General features: G+C 61.5%; 9 protein-coding genes. 3 read left to right on the forward strand and 6 right to left on the reverse strand.

Going from position 1 to position 18,522, the window contains the following annotated elements:
* The first annotated feature begins 98 nt into the window (after positions 1-98).
* From ACSOSP_RS19400 to ACSOSP_RS19410, 3 genes are all read left to right on the forward strand, one after another.
* Positions 99-1,613 carry an MFS transporter gene (locus ACSOSP_RS19400; RefSeq protein ID WP_455312497.1) on the forward strand — a complete coding sequence of 505 codons (1,515 nt, stop codon included), beginning with the start codon at positions 99-101 and terminating at the stop codon, positions 1,611-1,613.
* A 103-nt stretch (positions 1,614-1,716) separates the two neighbouring features.
* The gene (locus tag ACSOSP_RS19405; RefSeq protein WP_455313751.1) at positions 1,717-2,019 is read left to right on the forward strand and encodes a hypothetical protein; all 303 of its coding nucleotides are present in this window, start codon (positions 1,717-1,719) and stop codon (positions 2,017-2,019) included.
* A gap of 206 nt (positions 2,020-2,225) precedes the next feature.
* Positions 2,226-7,676 carry an AAA family ATPase gene (locus ACSOSP_RS19410; protein ID WP_455312498.1) on the forward strand — a complete coding sequence of 1,817 codons (5,451 nt, stop codon included), beginning with the start codon at positions 2,226-2,228 and terminating at the stop codon, positions 7,674-7,676.
* Positions 7,677-7,814: 138 nt separating this feature from the next.
* Here the strand turns inward: ACSOSP_RS19410 and ACSOSP_RS19415 are convergent, their stop codons facing one another.
* The 6 genes from ACSOSP_RS19415 to ACSOSP_RS19440 all read right to left on the reverse strand — a co-directional run bounded on the left by ACSOSP_RS19415 (position 7,815) and on the right by ACSOSP_RS19440 (position 18,421).
* Positions 7,815-9,617 carry a methyl-accepting chemotaxis protein gene (locus tag ACSOSP_RS19415; protein WP_455312499.1) on the reverse strand — a complete coding sequence of 601 codons (1,803 nt, stop codon included), beginning with the start codon at positions 9,615-9,617 and terminating at the stop codon, positions 7,815-7,817.
* 141 nt (positions 9,618-9,758) lie between these two features.
* Complete coding sequence (locus ACSOSP_RS19420; RefSeq protein WP_455312500.1) at positions 9,759-10,937, reverse strand: porin; 1,179 nt, start codon at positions 10,935-10,937, stop codon at positions 9,759-9,761.
* 146 nt (positions 10,938-11,083) lie between these two features.
* Positions 11,084-13,495, reverse strand: a complete 2,412-nt coding sequence (locus ACSOSP_RS19425; RefSeq protein WP_455312501.1) for a TIM-barrel domain-containing protein — start codon at positions 13,493-13,495, stop codon at positions 11,084-11,086.
* A 44-nt stretch (positions 13,496-13,539) separates the two neighbouring features.
* Positions 13,540-14,829 carry an MFS transporter gene (locus ACSOSP_RS19430; RefSeq protein ID WP_455312502.1) on the reverse strand — a complete coding sequence of 430 codons (1,290 nt, stop codon included), beginning with the start codon at positions 14,827-14,829 and terminating at the stop codon, positions 13,540-13,542.
* A gap of 716 nt (positions 14,830-15,545) precedes the next feature.
* On the reverse strand, positions 15,546-16,889 hold the full coding sequence (locus ACSOSP_RS19435; protein ID WP_455312503.1) for an MFS transporter: 1,344 nt from the start codon (positions 16,887-16,889) through the stop codon (positions 15,546-15,548).
* A gap of 107 nt (positions 16,890-16,996) precedes the next feature.
* Positions 16,997-18,421: an FAD-binding oxidoreductase gene (locus ACSOSP_RS19440; protein ID WP_455312504.1), complete on the reverse strand. Its 1,425-nt coding sequence runs from the start codon at positions 18,419-18,421 to the stop codon at positions 16,997-16,999.
* Positions 18,422-18,522: the final 101 nt, after the last annotated feature.

An 18,522-nucleotide genomic window follows, 5' to 3' on the forward strand; every position in this document is an offset into this window, starting at 1 on the left:
CGATGCTCCAGCGCACCACGAATGCTTCCCCCACAGCGCCGCGGTCCACACGCGCCAAAGCCCTTGTTCTCATTGCGGTGATTTTGGCGTGCATCAGCTTGCCCCTGAGTCTTTCGGCGGGACCTGCTGCGCAAACCTTCATCAGCCGTGACCTTGCGGGAGGGACTGTTGCTCTTTCCTGGATCACGAATGCGTTCATGCTCGCCTGCGGCAGCACGCTGATGGTGGCCGGCGCACTTGCCGATCACTATGGCCGCAAGAAAATCTTCTTCGTCGGCATGTTGGTCATGACGATCGTTTCGCTTCTGATGCCGCTCGCACCCAGCGTCTTGTGGCTGGATTTCCTTCGCGTTCCGCATGGTCTTGCGGCTGCCTGTGCGTATGCCGGCGGCGTGTCGATGCTGGCCCAGGAATTCGAAGGTCCCGCACGCGTCAGGATTTTCAGCCTTATCGGCATCGCGTTTGGTGCAGGCCTCGCGTTCGGCCCGACTCTCGCCGGCATCCTGATCGCTTTCTATAACTGGCATGCGGTCTTTCTCAGCAGCGCGCTGATCAGTTTTATCGCACTGATCTTGTGCATTTTCTTCATGACGGACAGCAAGAATGCGTCGGTGCATGGTCTCGACTGGGCAGGCGCAGGCACCTTCACGCTCATGCTGACGCTCTTCACTTTCGCAGTCGTTGAAGCCCCGGTGCACGGATGGACGGGACCCCTTGTACTCGGACTCTTCGCGGCGAGCGCTCTGGTGCTGGTCGTGTTTATTGTGATCGAGACGAAAGTCTTGAATCCCATGCTCGATCTCAGCCTGTTTCGCTATCCGCGTTTCGTGGGCGCGCAGCTTCTGCCGCTCGCGACAGCGTATTCATATATTGCGTTGCTCGTGATCCTGCCGCTGCGGTTCATCGGGATCGAAGGGCTCAATGCGCTGGACGCCGGCATACTGATGCTTTATTTTTCAGCGCCGCTGCTTTTTATTCCATTCCTTTCGGCGATGCTTACCCGTTTCATTCCGGTTGGCATCCTCTCGGGTCTGGGCATGCTTATCTCGGTCGCAGGGCTCTTTCTGCTCACCCAGGTGCCGCTCGGAGATCACGGCGTCCTGATGCGCGTGGATCTGCTTCTGATCGGTCTGGGCGCCGCCATTCCATGGGGGCTGATGGACAACCTTGCCGTGAGCGTTGTCCCTAGCGAGAAAGCCGGGATGGCTGTCGGTATCTTTGGCGCTTTGCGCGTGTCGATCGACAGCACCGCCATGGCGATTGTGGGTTCATTGCTGGCGTTTTTCGCCCGGCAAACCCTGACCGACATCAGGCCTGACCAGAACGCGGATACGCTGGCATCCGGTGCCGCGCAACTCGCCGCGGGGACGCTGGCAAAAGCCGGATCGATCCTTGCGGGCTTCGATCACGCGCACCTGCTCCTGGCCTATGACCTTGCGTTCAAGAAGCTTCTCTGGGTAGCCATTATTCTGACCTTGATCGCTGCCGTTCTGGTCTTTGCACTGCTTGGGCGGGTTCGCTCGGACCACGGAGAAGTCGCGGGAGAGAAGGAGAGCGAAGCGCGTCGTGACGTATCTTCGCCGTTAGCAGAAGAAGCCCCAGTCCTGGATTAGCGGCTCACTGACTAGAGGCCAGGCGTCGAGGCGCGCATCATTGACCCTGCGCTCGATCCCTGGTCGATCATGGCATCAAGCGCCTGGCCTCGACACATCCACTTTGCCAGCACGCGCCTTCAATTCACGCGCAATTGAAGCAGCCGCATGCTCTGGTCCGGACACTACCCGCCAGTGGCTCCAGACAGCGATTCCCGAGGCGTTGCGCGAGCAGGCCGCAATCGATCTGCGGCTCGCATGCGGTCGCAACCTGTGGGTTCACGCTACGCAACTCGAAGTCACCCTCCTACGCGATGGCGTCGCCCGGCGTGGGCTTCCTGAGCCGGCCAGGTCTGAACGCGCTGCGCGACGTCGACGCTCCGATCGTGCTCGCCTGATCGCCGAGAGGACGGCGCTGATCGCCTGACGTTGACGCGCCAGCCCAATGTCCGCACGATCTTAAGCAACCACTACGGCAACGTGACCACGCCACTGAGGCGGCTATGTCGTCGCGATCGTAAGGTGTATCGTGACGACAATGCAAGCTGCTGTAAGCTTGACTGACCGCACGAAAGGCGCCCACGGAGTCAGCTTTTCCCAAGTATTTCATGCGTACCCCATGCTGGTGAGGCGATGGACACCACACACGGATTCGACGCAGGTAGCAGCCTCCAGATTCTCTGCGAGGATGGCGAACGCATCTTGTGTCGGCAGCGGCTGCGAGACAGCAGCGTCAGCGTGCTGGTCGCGCGCATCGCCGGCGAACACCCCCTGCCCGCCAGTCTCGCGCGCCTCGCTCATGAATTCGCGCTGAGGGACCAGCTCAACGGCGCATGGGCAGTGCGGCCCAAGCAACTGTCGTGGGCGGATGGCCGAATCGTGCTGGTGCTCGAAGACCCGGGCGGCGAGCCGCTCGAGCGATTGACCGGTGCACCCATGGAGGCGGGAAATGTCCTGCGCCTGGCCGTCGGAATTGCTGCGGCGCTGGGCAAACTCCATCAGGCCGGCCTCGTCCATAAGGACGTCAAGCCGGCTCATATCCTGGTGAACTGCGCCCACGCCGAGGTGCGGCTCACCGGCTTCGGCATTGCCTCGCGGCTCCCGCGCGAGCGGCAGCCGCCCGAGCCTGCCGAAACCATCGCCGGCACGCTTGCCTACATGGCGCCCGAGCAGACCGGACGGATGAATCGTTCGATCGATTCGCGCAGCGACCTCTACGCATTCGGCGTCACGCTCTACCAGATGCTTACCGGCACACTGCCGTTCATGGCCACCGACCCGATGGAATGGGTGCACTGCCATGTCGCCCGCAAGCCGATGCCACCCAACACGCGGGTCAACACGGTCCCGCCCGGCCTCTCCGCGCTCGTCATGAAGCTGCTCGCGAAGACGCCGGAGGAGCGCTACCAGACAGCCGCCGGCGTCGAGCAGGATCTGCGCCATTGCCTCGAAGAATGGGAGCGTCAGCATTGCATCGAAGCCTTCCGGCTGGGCGCACACGACATGCCCGACCGGCTGCTCATCCCCGAGAAACTCTACGGGCGGGAGCGCGAGGTCGGGGCGTTAGTGGCCGCATTCAACAGGGTCATCAGCAGCGGCGCGCCGGAACTGGTGCTGATTTCGGGCTATTCCGGCATCGGCAAATCGGCGGTCGTCAATGAACTGCACAAGGTGCTGGTCCCGTCGAGGGGACTCTTTGCCTCCGGCAAGTTCGACCAGTACAAGCGCGACATACCCTATTCGACACTGGTGCAAGCGTTCAGGGGACTCGTACGGCCGCTGCTCGGCAAGCGCGAAACGGAACTGGCGATATGGCGCGACGCCTTGACGGAGGCCCTCGGACCCAACGCGCGGCTCATGACTGACCTGATCCCCGAACTCAAGCTGATCATCGGGGACCCGCCGCCAGTCCCGGAGTTCATGCCGCATCAGGCGCAACGCCGTTTCCAGCTTGTCTTCCGGCGCTTCATAGGGGTTTTCGCCCAGCCGGCACATCCGCTGGCGCTGTTTCTCGATGATCTGCAATGGCTCGACGCCGCGACGCTCGACCTGCTTGCGGACCTGCTCACGCGAGCGGACCTGCGTCACCTGATGCTGATCGGCGCCTATCGCAACAACGAGGTTGACGCCGCCCATCCGCTCATGCGCACGCTTCAGGCCATCAGGAACGCAGGCTCGAGCTTCGATGAAGTCGCCCTGGCGCCGCTCGCCCGCGAGCACGTCGAGCAACTGATCGCGGAGGCGCTTCGCAGCGCACCGGAACACGTCGCAGCGCTTGCGCAACTCGTCCATGAGAAAACCGCGGGCAATCCATTCTTCGTCATCCAGTTCCTGCACGCGCTTGTAGATGAGGGCTTGCTCGGCTTCGATCACGACACGGCGCGCTGGCTCTGGGACCTGCCGAACATTCATGGCAAGGGCTATACCGACAACGTGGCAGACCTGATGATCGCGAAGCTTGCCCGCTTGCCTGCCGAAACGCAGCAAGCGTTGCAACAGTTTGCCTGCCTCGGCAATACCGCCTCGATCGCCATGCTGTCAAACGTTCTTGAAAGATCGAGGCCGGAAATCCGGGGGTTGCTGCGACCGGCGGTCGAACAGGAGCTTATCGAACAACAGGAGGAATCCTGCCGATTCATGCACGACCGGGTACAAGAGGCCGCCTACTCGATGATCCCCGAGGCATCGCTTGCGCAGGCGCATCTGCGCGCCGGCCGGCTGCTCGCGGCGCAGACGCTGCCGGCCAAGCGAAAGGAGGCTATCTTCGAGATCGTCAGTCAACTGAACCGCGGCGCAGCCCTCGTTACGCTACGAGAAGAGCGCGAGCAACTGGCTGAGTTCAACCTGATTGCCGCCCAGCGCGCGAAGGCCTCGTCAGCCCATGAATCGGCGCTCACCTATCTCGCCGCCGGGGCGGCGCTCCTGACGGACGATTGCTGGGCGCGCTCGCATGAACTGATCTTCACGCTGGAGTTGAGCCGGGCAGAATGCGAGTTCCTGACCGGCCGGTTATCGGACGCACAAGTGCGCCTGAACCTGCTGTCACGCCGCGCCGCGAATGTCCGTGAACGCGCGGATGTAACCTGCTTGCGCGTCGACCTGTACATGGCGCTCGATCAGGCCAGTAACGCCGTGGCGGTCGGTCTCGACTATCTGGAACATCTGGGGATCGACTGGTCGGCGCATTCCGCGCAAGAGCAAGCACATAAGGAATACGAACGAATCTGGTCGCAATTGGGCGATCGCACGATCGACGAGCTGATCGACCTGCCGCTGATGACCGACCTGGAGTCGCTGGCGACGATGGACGTCCTGGTCAAGGTCATGCCCGCAGCGTTGTTCACCGATTCCAATCTATGGTCCCTGGTCGTCTCCAGGGCAGTCAACCTGAGCCTTGAGTACGGCAATTGCGACGGGTCTTCCTCCGCCTATGTCCGGCTCGGCATGATGGCCGGCGCGCGTTTTGGCCACTACAGGGTCGGATTTCAATTCGGACAACTTGGTTACGACCTTGTCGAACGGCGCGGGTTGAGGCGTTTCCGGGCAAGGACCTACATGCATTTTGGAAATGTCAATTTGCCTATGGCCAGGCATCTCAGGGATGGCCGGGAGTTGCTTCGCCGCGGGCTCGAGGCCGCAAAGAATACTGGCGACCTTATTTGCGAGGGTTACTGCTACACCCATATGATCACCAATTTGCTCGCCGCGGGAGATCCGCTCGCCGGCGTGCAGGACGAAGCCGAAGCCAGCCTGGCGTTCGCGCACAAAGCGCATTTCGGCTTCGCCATCGACGTCAGCGCCACTCAGCTTGGGCTGACCCGAACGCTGCGAGGCCTGACACCCGCCTTCGGCTCTTTTGACGATGAGCAGTTCGACGAGATCCAGATCGAGCGCCACTTCGTAGAAAATCCGGACCTGGTGATCGCCCATTGCTGGTATTGGATCCGTAAATTGCAGGCGCGCTTCTTTGCCGGCGACTACCTGGCCGCCGTGGATGCCGCGATGAACGCACAACGCCTCTTGTGGGCATCGGCATCGTATCTGGAAGAAGCGGAATATCATTACTACAGCGCGCTATCGTTGGCCGCGTGCTGCGAACCCAACACCGATCGCGAGTATCCGGAGTCTCTCGAAGCAATAGCCGCTCACAACAGATATCTGCAATTGCGGGCAGAAACTTGCCCAGAAAACTTCGAGAACCTCTCACTGCTGGTCAGTGCCGAAATAGCCCGGCTGGAGTGCCGCGACATCGACGCGATGCGCCTCTACGAGGACGCTATCCGGTCGGCGCGCGCAAGCGGCTTCGGCCACAAGGAAGCGCTTGCCGGCGAACTCGCGTCCCGCTTCTACGCGGCTCGCGGGTTCGAGAAAATCGCGCGCGTCTACCTGAGCGATGCCCGGCAAGGCTACCGGCGCTGGGGCGCGGAAGGCAAGGTTCGGCAACTCGAAGAGATGCACCCGTACCTCAGGGAAGCGGAGCAGGCGGCTGGGCCCACCAGCACGATCGGAGCGCCGGTCGAACACCTCGACCTCGCGACCGTGATCAAGGTGTCGCAAGCGGTGTCGGGCGAGATCGTTCTCGACAAGCTGATCGACACGGTCATGCGCACGGCGATCGAACAGGCCGGCGCCGAGCGCGGCTTGCTGATTCTTCCTGACGGCGATGAGCAATTGATCGCGGCGGAAGTCACAACCGACGGTGACACGCCGCGCGTGCAGCTACGCGATGTGCCGGTGAACGCGGCGATACTGCCCGAGTCGGTTCTCTACCATGTGCTGCGCACGCAGGAGAGCGTGATTCTCGACGATGCCGCAAGCGAGTCCACATTCGCCGCGGACCCGTACATCAGTCAGCACCAGACCCGTTCGTTGCTCTGCCTGCCCTTGATGAATCGTGCCAAGCTCATCGGCGCGCTGTACCTCGAAAACAACCTGACCACCCGCGTCTTCGCGCCGGCCAGGATTGCCGCGCTGAGGATGCTCGCTTCCCAGGCCGCGACGTCGCTCGAAAATACCCGCCTTTACCGTGACCTTGCGGAACGCGAATCCAGGATCCGGCGGCTCGTCGACGCCAACATCATCGGTATTATCGTATGGCGATCCAACGGCGACATTCTTGAGGCCAACGACGCATTCCTGCGCATGGTGGGCTACGAGCGCGAGGATCTCGTCTCAGGCCGCGTCCGCTGGACGGACCTGACGCCGCCGGAATGGCACGAAAGCACCAAACTCGCCTTGGCACGAATCAGCGAACTCGGGCAATTGCAGCCGGAGGAGAAGGAGTACCTCAGGAAGGACGGCAGCCGTGTAGCCGTCATGATCGGCAGGGTCGCTTTCGAAGCCGGTGGCAAGGAAGGTGTCGCCTTCGTGGTCGACCTGACCGAACGCAAGGAAGCGGAGCACCGCCTGCGGGAGTCGTACGAGATGTTGCGGGAGCTCACGTCCCGTCGCGAGACGGCACGCGAGGAAGAGCGCAGGCACATCGCGCGGGAAATGCACGACGAGCTCGGGCAGTATCTCACCGCGCTTCGCATGCGTGCGTCGGCATTGCGCATGCGCTTCGACAACGGACCGGCAGATCTGTTCGAGGAGACGCGAACGCTGATCGCACTAGTGGACAAAACCATGCTGGTTGCTCGGGGTGTCATCAAGTCGCTGCGTCCGCCGGTATTGGACGCCGGCATTGTAGCGGCGCTCGAGTGGCTCGCGGCCGAGTTCGACCGCAATGGTCGCACCGTGTGCCGGCTGCGCGTGCAGGACGAAAACATTCCCATGAGCGAGGACCACGCTATCGTGCTGTTTCGCCTCGTCCAGGAAGCGCTGACGAACGTAGCCCGTCATGCGGCGGCCAGCGAAGTGATCATTATGCTAGAGCGAACGACCGGCGGCTGCGTGCTGGAGGTTCGCGACGACGGCCAGGGATTCGACGCGCAGGCGATCAGAAAAACATCGTTCGGCCTCGCGGGGATGGAAGAGCGGGTCGTGATGCTGGGCGGTCAGATCCAGGTGGTCAGTGCACCGGGCGCCGGGACCGCGATCAGGGTGAGTTTTCCCGATCGTCAGACGGCGTCCACCTTGTCGTGATCGCATCGCTCACATACGCTCTGTCCGGCCCATTGCAACCAGCCATCGTGTTTGCCTGAACGGCCTCGCACGCAAAACACGGACCGGTCCCCCCTCACCCGCTGCGTTGAGCCGGGCATTCCCGCTCAACTCGTCAGCTCAACTCGCCAGTTTAAATTGAGCGACTGCCTCTGCCAGCTTTTCTGCCTGCTCGCTCAGCATGGCCGCTGCGGCCGCAGATTGCTCGACGAGCGCTGCATTCTGTTGCGTCGTGTGATCGAGCTGCGCCAACGCCTGGTTCACCTGCCCAAGCCCGGTGCTCTGTTCAGAAGCGGCCACGGTGACTTCGCCGATGACGCCCGCGATGCCGTGCACGCTTTCGACAATGTCGCCCATCGTCACGCCGGCCGTATTCACGAGGCTGGAGCCAGCCTCGATTTTCTGGACCGATGACTGGATCAGCTCCTTGATTTCCCTCGCCGCCTGCGCGCTGCGCTGGGCCAGTGCCCGGACCTCGGACGCCACCACCGCAAAACCCCGGCCGTGCTCGCTCGCGCGCGCAGCCTCGACCGCGGCATTGAGAGCAAGGATATTGGTCTGGAACGCGATGCCGTCGATCACGCCGATAATGTTCGCGATCTCGGCCGACGCTTGCGTGATGTCGTTCATTGTCGAGACGACTTCGTTCACGACTTTGCCGCCGTGCGTCGCCACGCTCGATGCCGACTCGGCAAGCTCGCTCACCTTCCTAACCGCATCGGCCGAATTGCGTGCGGTGCCGGCGATCTCCTCGACTGCCGCGGCTGTCTCCTCGAGGCTCGAGGCCGCGTGTTCGGTGCGGCTCGACAGATCCTGGTTACCCTGCGCGATTTCGGCGCTTGCGACGCTGACCGCTTCGCTGCTTTCGCGAATCTGCAGCAGGATGGCATTGACCTTCTGAGCGAACAGGTTGAACGCGTGGGCGATCTGCGACGCTTCGTCCTCACCGGTAACCGGCAAGCGCTTTGAGAGATCGCCACTGCCGCTTGCCACGTCGGTCAGCGCGTCGCGCACCTGCAAAATCCGCTTGAATGTCACATTCGTCAACGTGCCAACGATGGCTGCCGCAATCAGCGCCACCACGACGATAACGATCAGCGAGGTCGTCGCCATCGCGCGCATGCCGGCGGTCACGTCCGACTGGTCGACTGCGAGTACAAGGCTCCATTCGGTGCCGGCAATCGGGTGTGCCCGCAACAGCTTGGTCGCGCCGTCGATGGTCACCGGGAGCGGCGCGGCAGCGGCCCGCAGGGAGCCCAGCACGTCCCGCGTCAATGCGGGTGCAAGCTGGGTCGCCGGCTTCATCAGGAGCGTGGTTTTGGCGAGAGCAAGCAGATTGCCTTCCTTGTCGACCAGGAAGGCCAGACTCGACGGCGTCGGGTGGATGCCGGACACAATGTCGCTCACGCCTTCGAGCAGCACCCCGGCCGAGATCGCTCCCTTGAACTTGCCGTCGCGCATGGCCGGCGCCACGAATGAGAAGGTAGGCTTGCCGGTCCCTGCATCGAGATAGGCATTCGTCACCAGCGGATGACCCGCCGTTATCGCCTGCTTGTACCAGGGCCGCCCTGTAGGATCGTAGCCGTCCGGTAAATGGACGGATGAATAAGCGGTTTTGTCGGGCAAACCGAGCGTGACGGCAATGAAGTCGCCCGACCTGGCGACGAGCTTGAGCATGGGCACCGGATCGCCGTCCCCAATGGAAAGCGACTCGGCGAGCATCTGGACTTGCCTCGTCCGGGTGGAGATCCACTCGTCAATGGCCAATGCCTGGCCGTCGAGAACCGACTTCAGGTTCTCGTCGACCATCTGGTCATTGTGCCGCTGTGCGACGTTGTAGAGCACCCCGGCGCTAACAGCCAGTGCAATGACGACGATGGCGACGCACGTCACCAGGATGCGTGCGCGGATCGATGCAAGCATGATGAATTCCAAGGGGTGGTTGACAAAGCTTAGGATAGCTATCAAGACACGCTACAGTCCACGCGATGGAGATAAACCGGCAGCATGGCTACAGGCATGCTGCCGGCCAGATCACCCCACGCGTACTCCGGACAATCCGCTTCAGAAGAAGTGGCGCAAGCCGATCGTACCCACGAACTGGGACGGTCCCGATGAAGGTGTGGCATTTTGCGAGTCGCCGACCACCGCCACCGCGTTGACAATTGAAGTGCCGTTCGACGCGAGCGCCTTGCCGCTGGCGTGCTGATACGCCTCGAGGAAGTAGACGCAGGTCCGGGCCGACAGCGAATAAGTCTGCTCGAACGAGAACTGGTTATAACGCGCCGAATCCGAAATGCCATTCGACTCGCTCGCCCGCGTATAACTATATCCGGCGGCCAGATAGATCGTTGGCGTCAGCTGGTAGGTTGTGATCGCACCATAGGTGTTGAATACAGCCGTCTGCTGGAAAGCCGATCCCGAGCCCGGACGATAGACCACGTTCGAGTAGTTCAACCCGACCATCGCGTTGCCGAACTTGTACTGGGCGGCCGCCGCCACCATCTGGTTGGTTTCCGCGCTGGCGTAGGCAACATTGACGGGCGAGTTGTCGGCTACGGTGCCCACCGCGTTGCTGGTGGAAAGATTGTTCAGGCGATTGAAACCCACTGCGGCCTTGAAAGGACCCGTTTCGTAACGAAGCGCCGCGCTCAGCGTATTGCCTTGCGAGAAACTTCCGGCCACACCGCCTAAACCGTACTGCACGCTACCCTGCAAGCCACGAATCGACGGCGACGTATAGGTAAGCGAATTATTGAATCGCAACGTGGTGTCGAGCGCGTCCAGGTCACCCGGATGCGCACCGGTCGCACCCGTCAGATACCCGGTCGGGCCAAGCGCGCCGACGAAGTTGAAGTACGGCGTGTACTGGCGGCCCACTGTGAACGTACCGTATTGCTGATCGCTCAATCCTACGTATGCCTGACGGTTGAACTCATAACCGGACGAGCTGGCAGCACCCGTTTGAGAGTTGAAACCTGCTTCAAGCCGGAAGATCGTTTTTAGACCGCCACCCAGATCTTCCGAACCGAGAAAGCCGAACTTGCTTGCGTTCAGGCTGCCCTGACTCATGTAGAAATTGTGGTTACCCTTTTGATTGCTGCTGTAGGTAAATCCATTGTCGATAGCGCCATACAACGTCACGCTGCTCTGAGCGTGCGCCGCGATCGGAACAACAGACGAGACGGCTGCACACAGTCCCGTCACCACGCCTCGGTGAAGCGCTATTCTTTTCATCCTCATCTCTCCATCTCCTGTCGAAAAAATTAATACTCAGCTTGACTAAGTGTTAGCCAAAGTTTCTACGATCTGAACTCGCGTACTGCTTTAAAAATTACGTCGGCCCGGAAGTCTTTTTTTGTTAATTGAGTAGCTCGTCATGCTGAGTGTTAATCGATTCGAACGGTAAGGCTCCGCCATCCGGCAGATGATTCTTCAGCCGTCAGTACACCCCCCGCGTACGCGACAGGACGCGTATCACAAGCGGGTATCAGTACCCGCACATGCGATTGCTCGCTGGGCATCTGCCCCACCCGCGTGACGGAAAGAAACAGGCTTTGCGGCGTGGTTTCTATCGATACATTCCATCGCCCCTGCCCGCCGGTGCGCCATGCCTCGCTTTCGCCGTCGTCTTCAACACAGCCGCCACGCGCAACGCCCTCACCCGCGAACGGCACGACGATGAACGCGCGCTCATCGGCGGGACGGGCGAAGTGCTGTTCGGCCACATTCATCGCGATCACGCCGCCTTCACGAATCAGCATCACGGGTTGGTCGAAAGGCGCAGGCAAGCAGATGGTCACGCCGCCTTCGAATGCTTCCCCGCTCCAGTAGGAGACCCAGCGCGAGCCGGCGGGCAGATAGACTTCGCGCGTCGTCTGTCCTGATTCCACGACAGGCGCAACCAGCAGCGAAGCGCCGAGCATCATGTCGTCGCCATCGGCGAGGCAGTTCGGATCGCCGGGAAACTCCGCGAAGAGCGGCCGCAGCACTGGTTCGTAGGCGCTATGCGACTGCCACAGCAGTTCGTAGAGGTAGGGAATCAGGCGATACCGCAGCTTGATCAGATCGGACACCTCACGAGTGAGCGTCGGATGCATCCATGGCTCGTTCACGGTGCCGTCGTCGTTCCATGAATGGATACTGAAACGCGGCAGGAAGATGCCGAACGCCACCCAGCGCACGAACAGTTCCGGCTCCGGCGCGGGCCCCGAGAACCCGCCAATGTCATGGCCCGTGTTCGACACGCCCGACATCGCGAGACCCAGGCCCATCTTCAGGTTGTAGCGCAATGTCTCCCATGACGTGTAGTTGTCGCCCGACCATGTCTGCACGTATCGATGCATGCCAACGCCACCGGAGCGCGACACCAGGAACGGACGCTTGCCCGGTGCATGTTCGCGCTGCGCGTCCCTTGATGCGCGCATCATCAACTGGGTCTGCAGCACCTTCGCCTGCTGCGCCGGATATGACTTGCCAAAGCCATGCGCCATGGCGTCCGGCGTCCAGATCTCGAACTCGTTGTTGTCGTTCCAGGTGGCGGCTATGCCGTATTGCAGCAAGCTGTCCTTGACCCGCGCTTTCCACCAGTCGATCGCCGCGGGATTCGTGAAGTCGAGGTACGCGCCGACCTCGTCCCAGAACTGCACCCACGCGGGACTGCCGTCGCGAGCGCGAATGAGGAGCCCGGCTTCATCGACTTCCTTGAAAGCCGGGTGATCCTGCAGCAGGCAGGGCTTGATGTTGGCGCACAACCGCACGCCATGCTCGAGATAGCCGTTGACGAAAGCCTCGATGTCCGGAAACTTGTCGTGATTCCAGTTGAAGACGTAGCGTTTCGGGCCTATTGACGTGTAGCCCGAAGACAGATGAAACGAGTCGCACAGGATGTCGTGCTCGCTGCATCGCTCGATGAATTCGCCCATGCGCTGCTGGGCATCAGGTGCGTCGGTGTAACTCATGGTCGAGCCGGAATAACCGAGCCCCCACTTTGGCATCCACGCCGGGCGCCCCGTCAGCCAGGTAAAGCGCCGCACGGCCGAAAGCGGCGTGCCCGGGGACGCGATGAAGTAGTAGTCGAGGTCCCCGTGTTCGGCCACGAAATGCCGATACGCGCCGTGGTAATTGTCCAGCTCGCGGCCCATGTCGAAACGGCAGTCGGCGAGGGTGTCGTAGAACAGGCCAAATCCCGTGGCCGTTTCCGGCTGCCATGTCACGTAGAACGGGATGTGTTTGTAGAGAGGATCGGTCGTGCGGGCGCTATAGCCCATCGCGTCGATGTTGCGCATCTCGTAGCTCTGGTTCGCGCGGTCAAGCGACCCGGCGCGCTCACCCAGTCCGACGTACAACTCGCCGCGCTGGCGCTCGACGTAGTGATAGACGCGTGAGTCCCACCAGCCGAAGTTGTACGCCTGGGTTCGGCGATCGCTCAACACGCGATGCCACGTCCCGTCCTTGAGCACTTCCCACGAGCAGAATCCTCCGTCGTGCTCCACGCTAAGACGGATGCAGGCAGTTTCAACCACAAGCTGCTGCGCTGCGTTCGCTACCGTGTAGCGCGTTTCACCGAAGCCGCTCATGTCGCGGCGCTCGCGGCCTTCGACCGCCGTGTCTTCCAGCCCGGGCGCAATCGCCCAGGTGCGGGGTCCGCGAAGTTCGCCATCGGGTAGCACGAGCACGCGAATGATGTCGTCGGCAAGAACGAACAGTTCGATCCGGCAGCCGGTGTCCGCCGTCAATTCGAGGTGGTTGCCGCCGTGACCGGAAAGCGCAAAGCGGGGCCGAATGTTGAGTGCTGCCATCTCACACCTATGAGGTTGGATGAGGTTAGATGAGGTTGGACTAACTAAACGGCGGTACTCGCGCCGTGATCGCCCGGAAGTTGCCGGGATGTGCGCGCGTAACCGCGCATGAGGATCACCAGCAGCGTCACGCCGATCAGGTCGAATGCGCCCAGTGCGGCAAATAGCGGCTTATAGCCAATCGTGTCGGCGAGAGCGCCGACGAGCAGCGAGAAACCAAGCCCGCCGATCCACGCCGCCATGCCGGCGAAGCCGCTGGCCGTTCCCACTTCGCCGGGTTCAAAGACGTCCGCGCTCAGCGTATTGACGAGCGCCGAGATCATCTGGTGAGCGAAGCCGCCCACGCAGAAGAGCGCGATGGCCTGATAGGGAGAAGCGACCCATCCGATGCAAGCCGGCCCGATCATCATGAGTGCGCCGAGCGCGACGCCTGCGATACGCGACCAGATCAACGGCACGCGCAGATGCTTCATCAGGAACGGGGAAAGGTAACCACCGAACAAGCCGCCCATATCTGCCGCCAGGAAAGGTAGCCACGCGAACAGGGCGATCTCCTTGAGGTCCATGTGGCGTTCGGTGACGAGATAAAGCGGAATCCAGAAACTGAAGGTTTGCCAGGCCGGTTCCGCGAAGAAGCGCGCTTGAGCGATCGCCCAGAAGCGGCGCGTGGCGAGCACTTTCTTGATGCCGTGCTTGCCCGGACCAACAGCGCTCGTCTGCCCGCCAATGATATGGTCGCGTTCCTTCTGCGAGATCCTCGGGTGATCCGCGGGCGAGCGATAGAACAGGTACCACAACGCAGCCCAGACGAAACCGAGCGCGCCGGTTACCGCGAAAGCGGTCTGCCAGCCATAGCGAAGCGAGAGAAAGATGACCAGCGGCGGCGCCAGCAGCGAACCCAGCGATGTGCCCGCATTGAAGTACCCGACCGCGATGGACTTCTCCTTGTTGGGAAACCATTCGGCCACCACCTTCATGCCCGCCGGAATCGCGACTGCCTCGGACAAGCCCATCAGCCCTCGGAGTGCGGCGAGCGAAACCCAGCTGCCGGCAAAACCATGAAAGCAGCCAACCAGGGACCACAGGCAGGCGAATATGGCGAAGCCGATGCGAAGACCGATCAGGTCAATGATCACTCCGCATACCGGCTGCATGATCGTGTAGCCCACCTGAAACGCGCCGACGACATACGAGTACTGTTGCGTACTCATATGCAGCATGGTCTTCAACTGGGGGGCCAACACGCCGAGTGCGTTGCGCGACAGGTAGTTGACGATCGTGCCGAGACACACGAGCGCGATGATCCACCAACGCAAGCCAATTTTGTTTTTCAAACCCGTCTCCTTCCGTTCTGGTCCGCCGGAACAGATTTCTCCGTCCGGTTCACTGTGATGTTCGTATTCGAATATTGTTTCGATTTACGATTCAGTCATCGTACCACCAGAAAGCATCGTCCCAATAGGTAAAAACGTTAATTTTGTGGGGAAAACGACGATTTGTTACCGGAGTTTTGAAAGAATTACTTGATGAAACACGACAGTTATCGTACAACTTGCAGTTAGTAAACGATCGCTTAATGTTCGTTTTAGGTCTTTTCATGTCGTTTTACCAACAGCTTTGATATGCACGGCTTTGTCGTTGCGGGTCGCCCCTTTTCCTGGATCACAGCAAGTTTGTTGATGCTGCGAGGCGAATACTTCGCGGGGAAGATTTGACGGACGAACCGTGGCATCAACGGATACCGGGTTGCCAATGGGACGACCGAAGGTGAAATGGGAGTTGAATCAGGATGGTCAATCGCGGCTTGAATCGGCCATGCGTTCGCGCTTCATTCCGATCGTGTTGGTTGCACGTTCGCGAATTGCGCTGGCTGCGCGCTCACGTTAAGGCGTAGCCAGCGCTGGTGAGGAGCACGTGCGCCTGCTCAGAAAGCGGACGGATCTTGGGTGAGATCAGTCAAACGATGCCGCGCGGCTACGCTCAAACCGCTCCCCGCGGGATTGTCACCGGCCCGAAGAACGCTTCGCGCAATTTGCCCGGGCAGGCGAAGCTATACCTTGGCCTGCACCGTACGCGAATCCGCCGAAGTGCGTTCGCCTTGCTGCGGGCGCAGCGCAACGACGAGAAGCGCCGCCGCGAGACCGCTCGCCGCAAGCACGTAAAGCCCGGCCGCCGGCGAGTGGAACGATGTCTCCACCGCGTTTTTCACGTTCGGCGCGAAGAAGCCGCCGAGGTTGCCGATTGCATTGATCACGGCGAAGCCCCCCGCCGCCGCCGTGCCCCCCAGATAGCCAGTCGGGAAGGTCCAGAAGATCGGCTGAATTGTCATGATCCCGATAGTCACGAAGGACAACGCAACGATTGCCATCACAGGTCCCGTGTGTGCGGACACCACCAGACCGCCGGCAATCGCAAGCGCCGAGAGCACCGCGAAGCCGCGACGGTGTCCGGTGCGCACCGCAAACGCCGGATAAAACGCGCCGGCCACGATCGCACAAACCCACGGAATCGCCGATATCAGTCCGACGTGCAGGCCTATCTTCATTTGCAGCAGCGCACTCACTTGCGTCGGCAGATAGAAGGCCACGCCGTAGCCTGCTATCTGGATCGAAAAATACAGCAGCGCAAAATGCAGGAGTTGCGGGTCGGCAAGCGCGGCCCGAAAGCTCGTCTTGCCGGATGCCTGCTTTGCCCGCTCCTCTGCCGCGAGCGCACGGGCAAGCGCTTGTGCTTCGGCGGGCGGCATCCATTTCGCGTCTTCCGGACGATTGCACAGATAGAAATAGGCCCATACACCGACCGCGGACGCGAGCAGTCCCTCGACGAGAAACATGAGTTGCCAGCCGTGCAGGCCCAACAGGCCGTCGTGTTCGAGCAGCAATCCCGAGAGCGGGCCACCCAGCATCAGCGCAAGCGGCGATCCGAAATAAAAGATCCCAAGGATCTGCCCACGCGCGCGTGCGGGAAACCAGTACGTCATGTAAAGGACCGCGCCTGGGAACAATCCGGCCTCGGCTGCGCCGAGAAAGAAACGGATGAAGGAGAAGAGGAAATCGCTCTTCGCATAGATCATTGCGGCCGAAATCAGGCCCCAGGTGATCATGATGCGGGCGAGCCATGTCCGTGCGCCCACGCGATGCATGATCAGGTTGCTCGGCACCTCGAAGAGCGCGTACGCGATGAAGAAAATGCCGGCGCCGAACGCGAATGCCGCGTTGCTCACCCCCGTCGATGCCTGGTAAGCCTGCTTCGCAAAGCCGATGTTCGCGCGGTCAAGGTAAGCCAGCATGTACATCAGGATGAGAAACGGCACGATCCGCCACTTCGCTCGGCTGATCGCGCTTTCCAGCAATCCTTCTTCCGTTCGCACGTCGGCCTGTGGGTTCTTCAACATCTCGTCTCCTTTGATTTCCCCATATAGGGAGGGAGCGTCCCCGGTCTGTTGCCGATGATCGCTGGTGCTTGAGCTGGTGCTTGAGCTGGTGCTTCAGTTATGAGCGGTCAGACCACCTTGCCCGGGTTGAGCAGGTTGCGCGGATCAAGTGCGTCTTTCACGCGACGCATCAGCGCCAGCTCGGGTTCGCTGCGCGCATAAGATAGCCATGGCTTCTTGGAGACGCCGATGCCATGTTCGGCCGAAATCGTTCCGCCAAACTGTTGCACAAGCGTGTACACGATTGCGGCGATCTCCTCTTTCGGCTGGATTTGCGCGCCGGGTACACAGGCAACGATGTGCAGGTTGCCGTCACCAATGTGGCCGTAGAAAAGCGCCACCGCGTTTGCATACTTGTCCCTCAGCGCAGCGAGGCAGGCGCTCACGTACTGGTCCATCACGGCGACCGGCAGGCCGATGTCGAATGCCTCGTGCGTCCCGAGTACCTGCGGAAATTCGGCACACGCATCGCGCACGCCCCAAAACGCCTGGACGTCAGCCATGGATTGCGCGACCGCCGCGTCGGCCAGGCTCCCCTCTTCCATCTGGCGCTCGAGCCACGCATCGAAACGGGGCGCATCGAACGCTTCATCCATTCCCTGAACCTCGATCAGGACATAGCACGCGTGATCGCCTGACAATGGGCTGCTTACGCCGCGCACTTGCTGCGTGACTGTGCGCCAGTAGTCCGGCCACATCACTTCGAATGCAGACAGCAGCGGTCCCAGGCCGCGTCGCGCCGCACTCAGCAAAGCCACCACCTTGTCGTAACTTTCGAGCGCGCACAGCGCCGCCATGGTGCACCCAGGCTTCGGCGACAGGCGCAGCACAATCCGCGTGATGATCCCAAGCGTGCCTTCACTACCGATGAAAAGATGCTTCAGGTCATAGCCGGCGTTGTTCTTCAGCATCTTGTTCAAGCTGGTCACCACCGTCCCATCGGCCAGCACGACCTCGAGCCCCAGCACCATCTCGCGCGCCATGCCGTAACGGATCACGCGGTTTCCCCCGGCGTTGGTCGACAGATTGCCGCCAATCGCGCACGAGCCACGGGAGCCGAGATCCAGCGGCATGAAAAAGCCGGCTTCATCAGCCGCCTGCTGCACGATCTGCAGCGGCGTACCCGCCTTCACCGTCATGGTCGCCGACGCGGTATCGATCTCCTCGATCCCCACCATACGCTCAAGCGACAACGCCACCGCTCCCTCGATGGGCCGCGCGCCCCCGCATAGACCGGTCAATCCCCCTTGCGGCACGACCGGTACGCCGTAGTGCGCGCAAATGCGCATCGCTGCGGCAACACCTGCAGTGTCCGCCGGACGCACGACCGCAAGTGGCCGAACCGGCCCGAGCGTGCTCCAGTCCTTTTCATTGCGCGCGGGGATGTCCGCGCCGCTGAGCACAGTCGAGGCGCCCAGCGCGTCGCGCAGCGCCGCGAACAGCGCCTGAGCGGGACCGTCGACCCGCTCAGGCATGCAGAGCTCATCGTCCATGTTGTCTTCCTCCTTATCGTTGCGTCGCGTTGCGTCGCGCGCAAGCTTGTAGCGGGTCCAGTCCAGCACCGCCCGTGGCTTGACCGCCTTCGTGCGAAGGT

This window comes from Caballeronia sp. KNU42 (assembly GCF_053760385.1).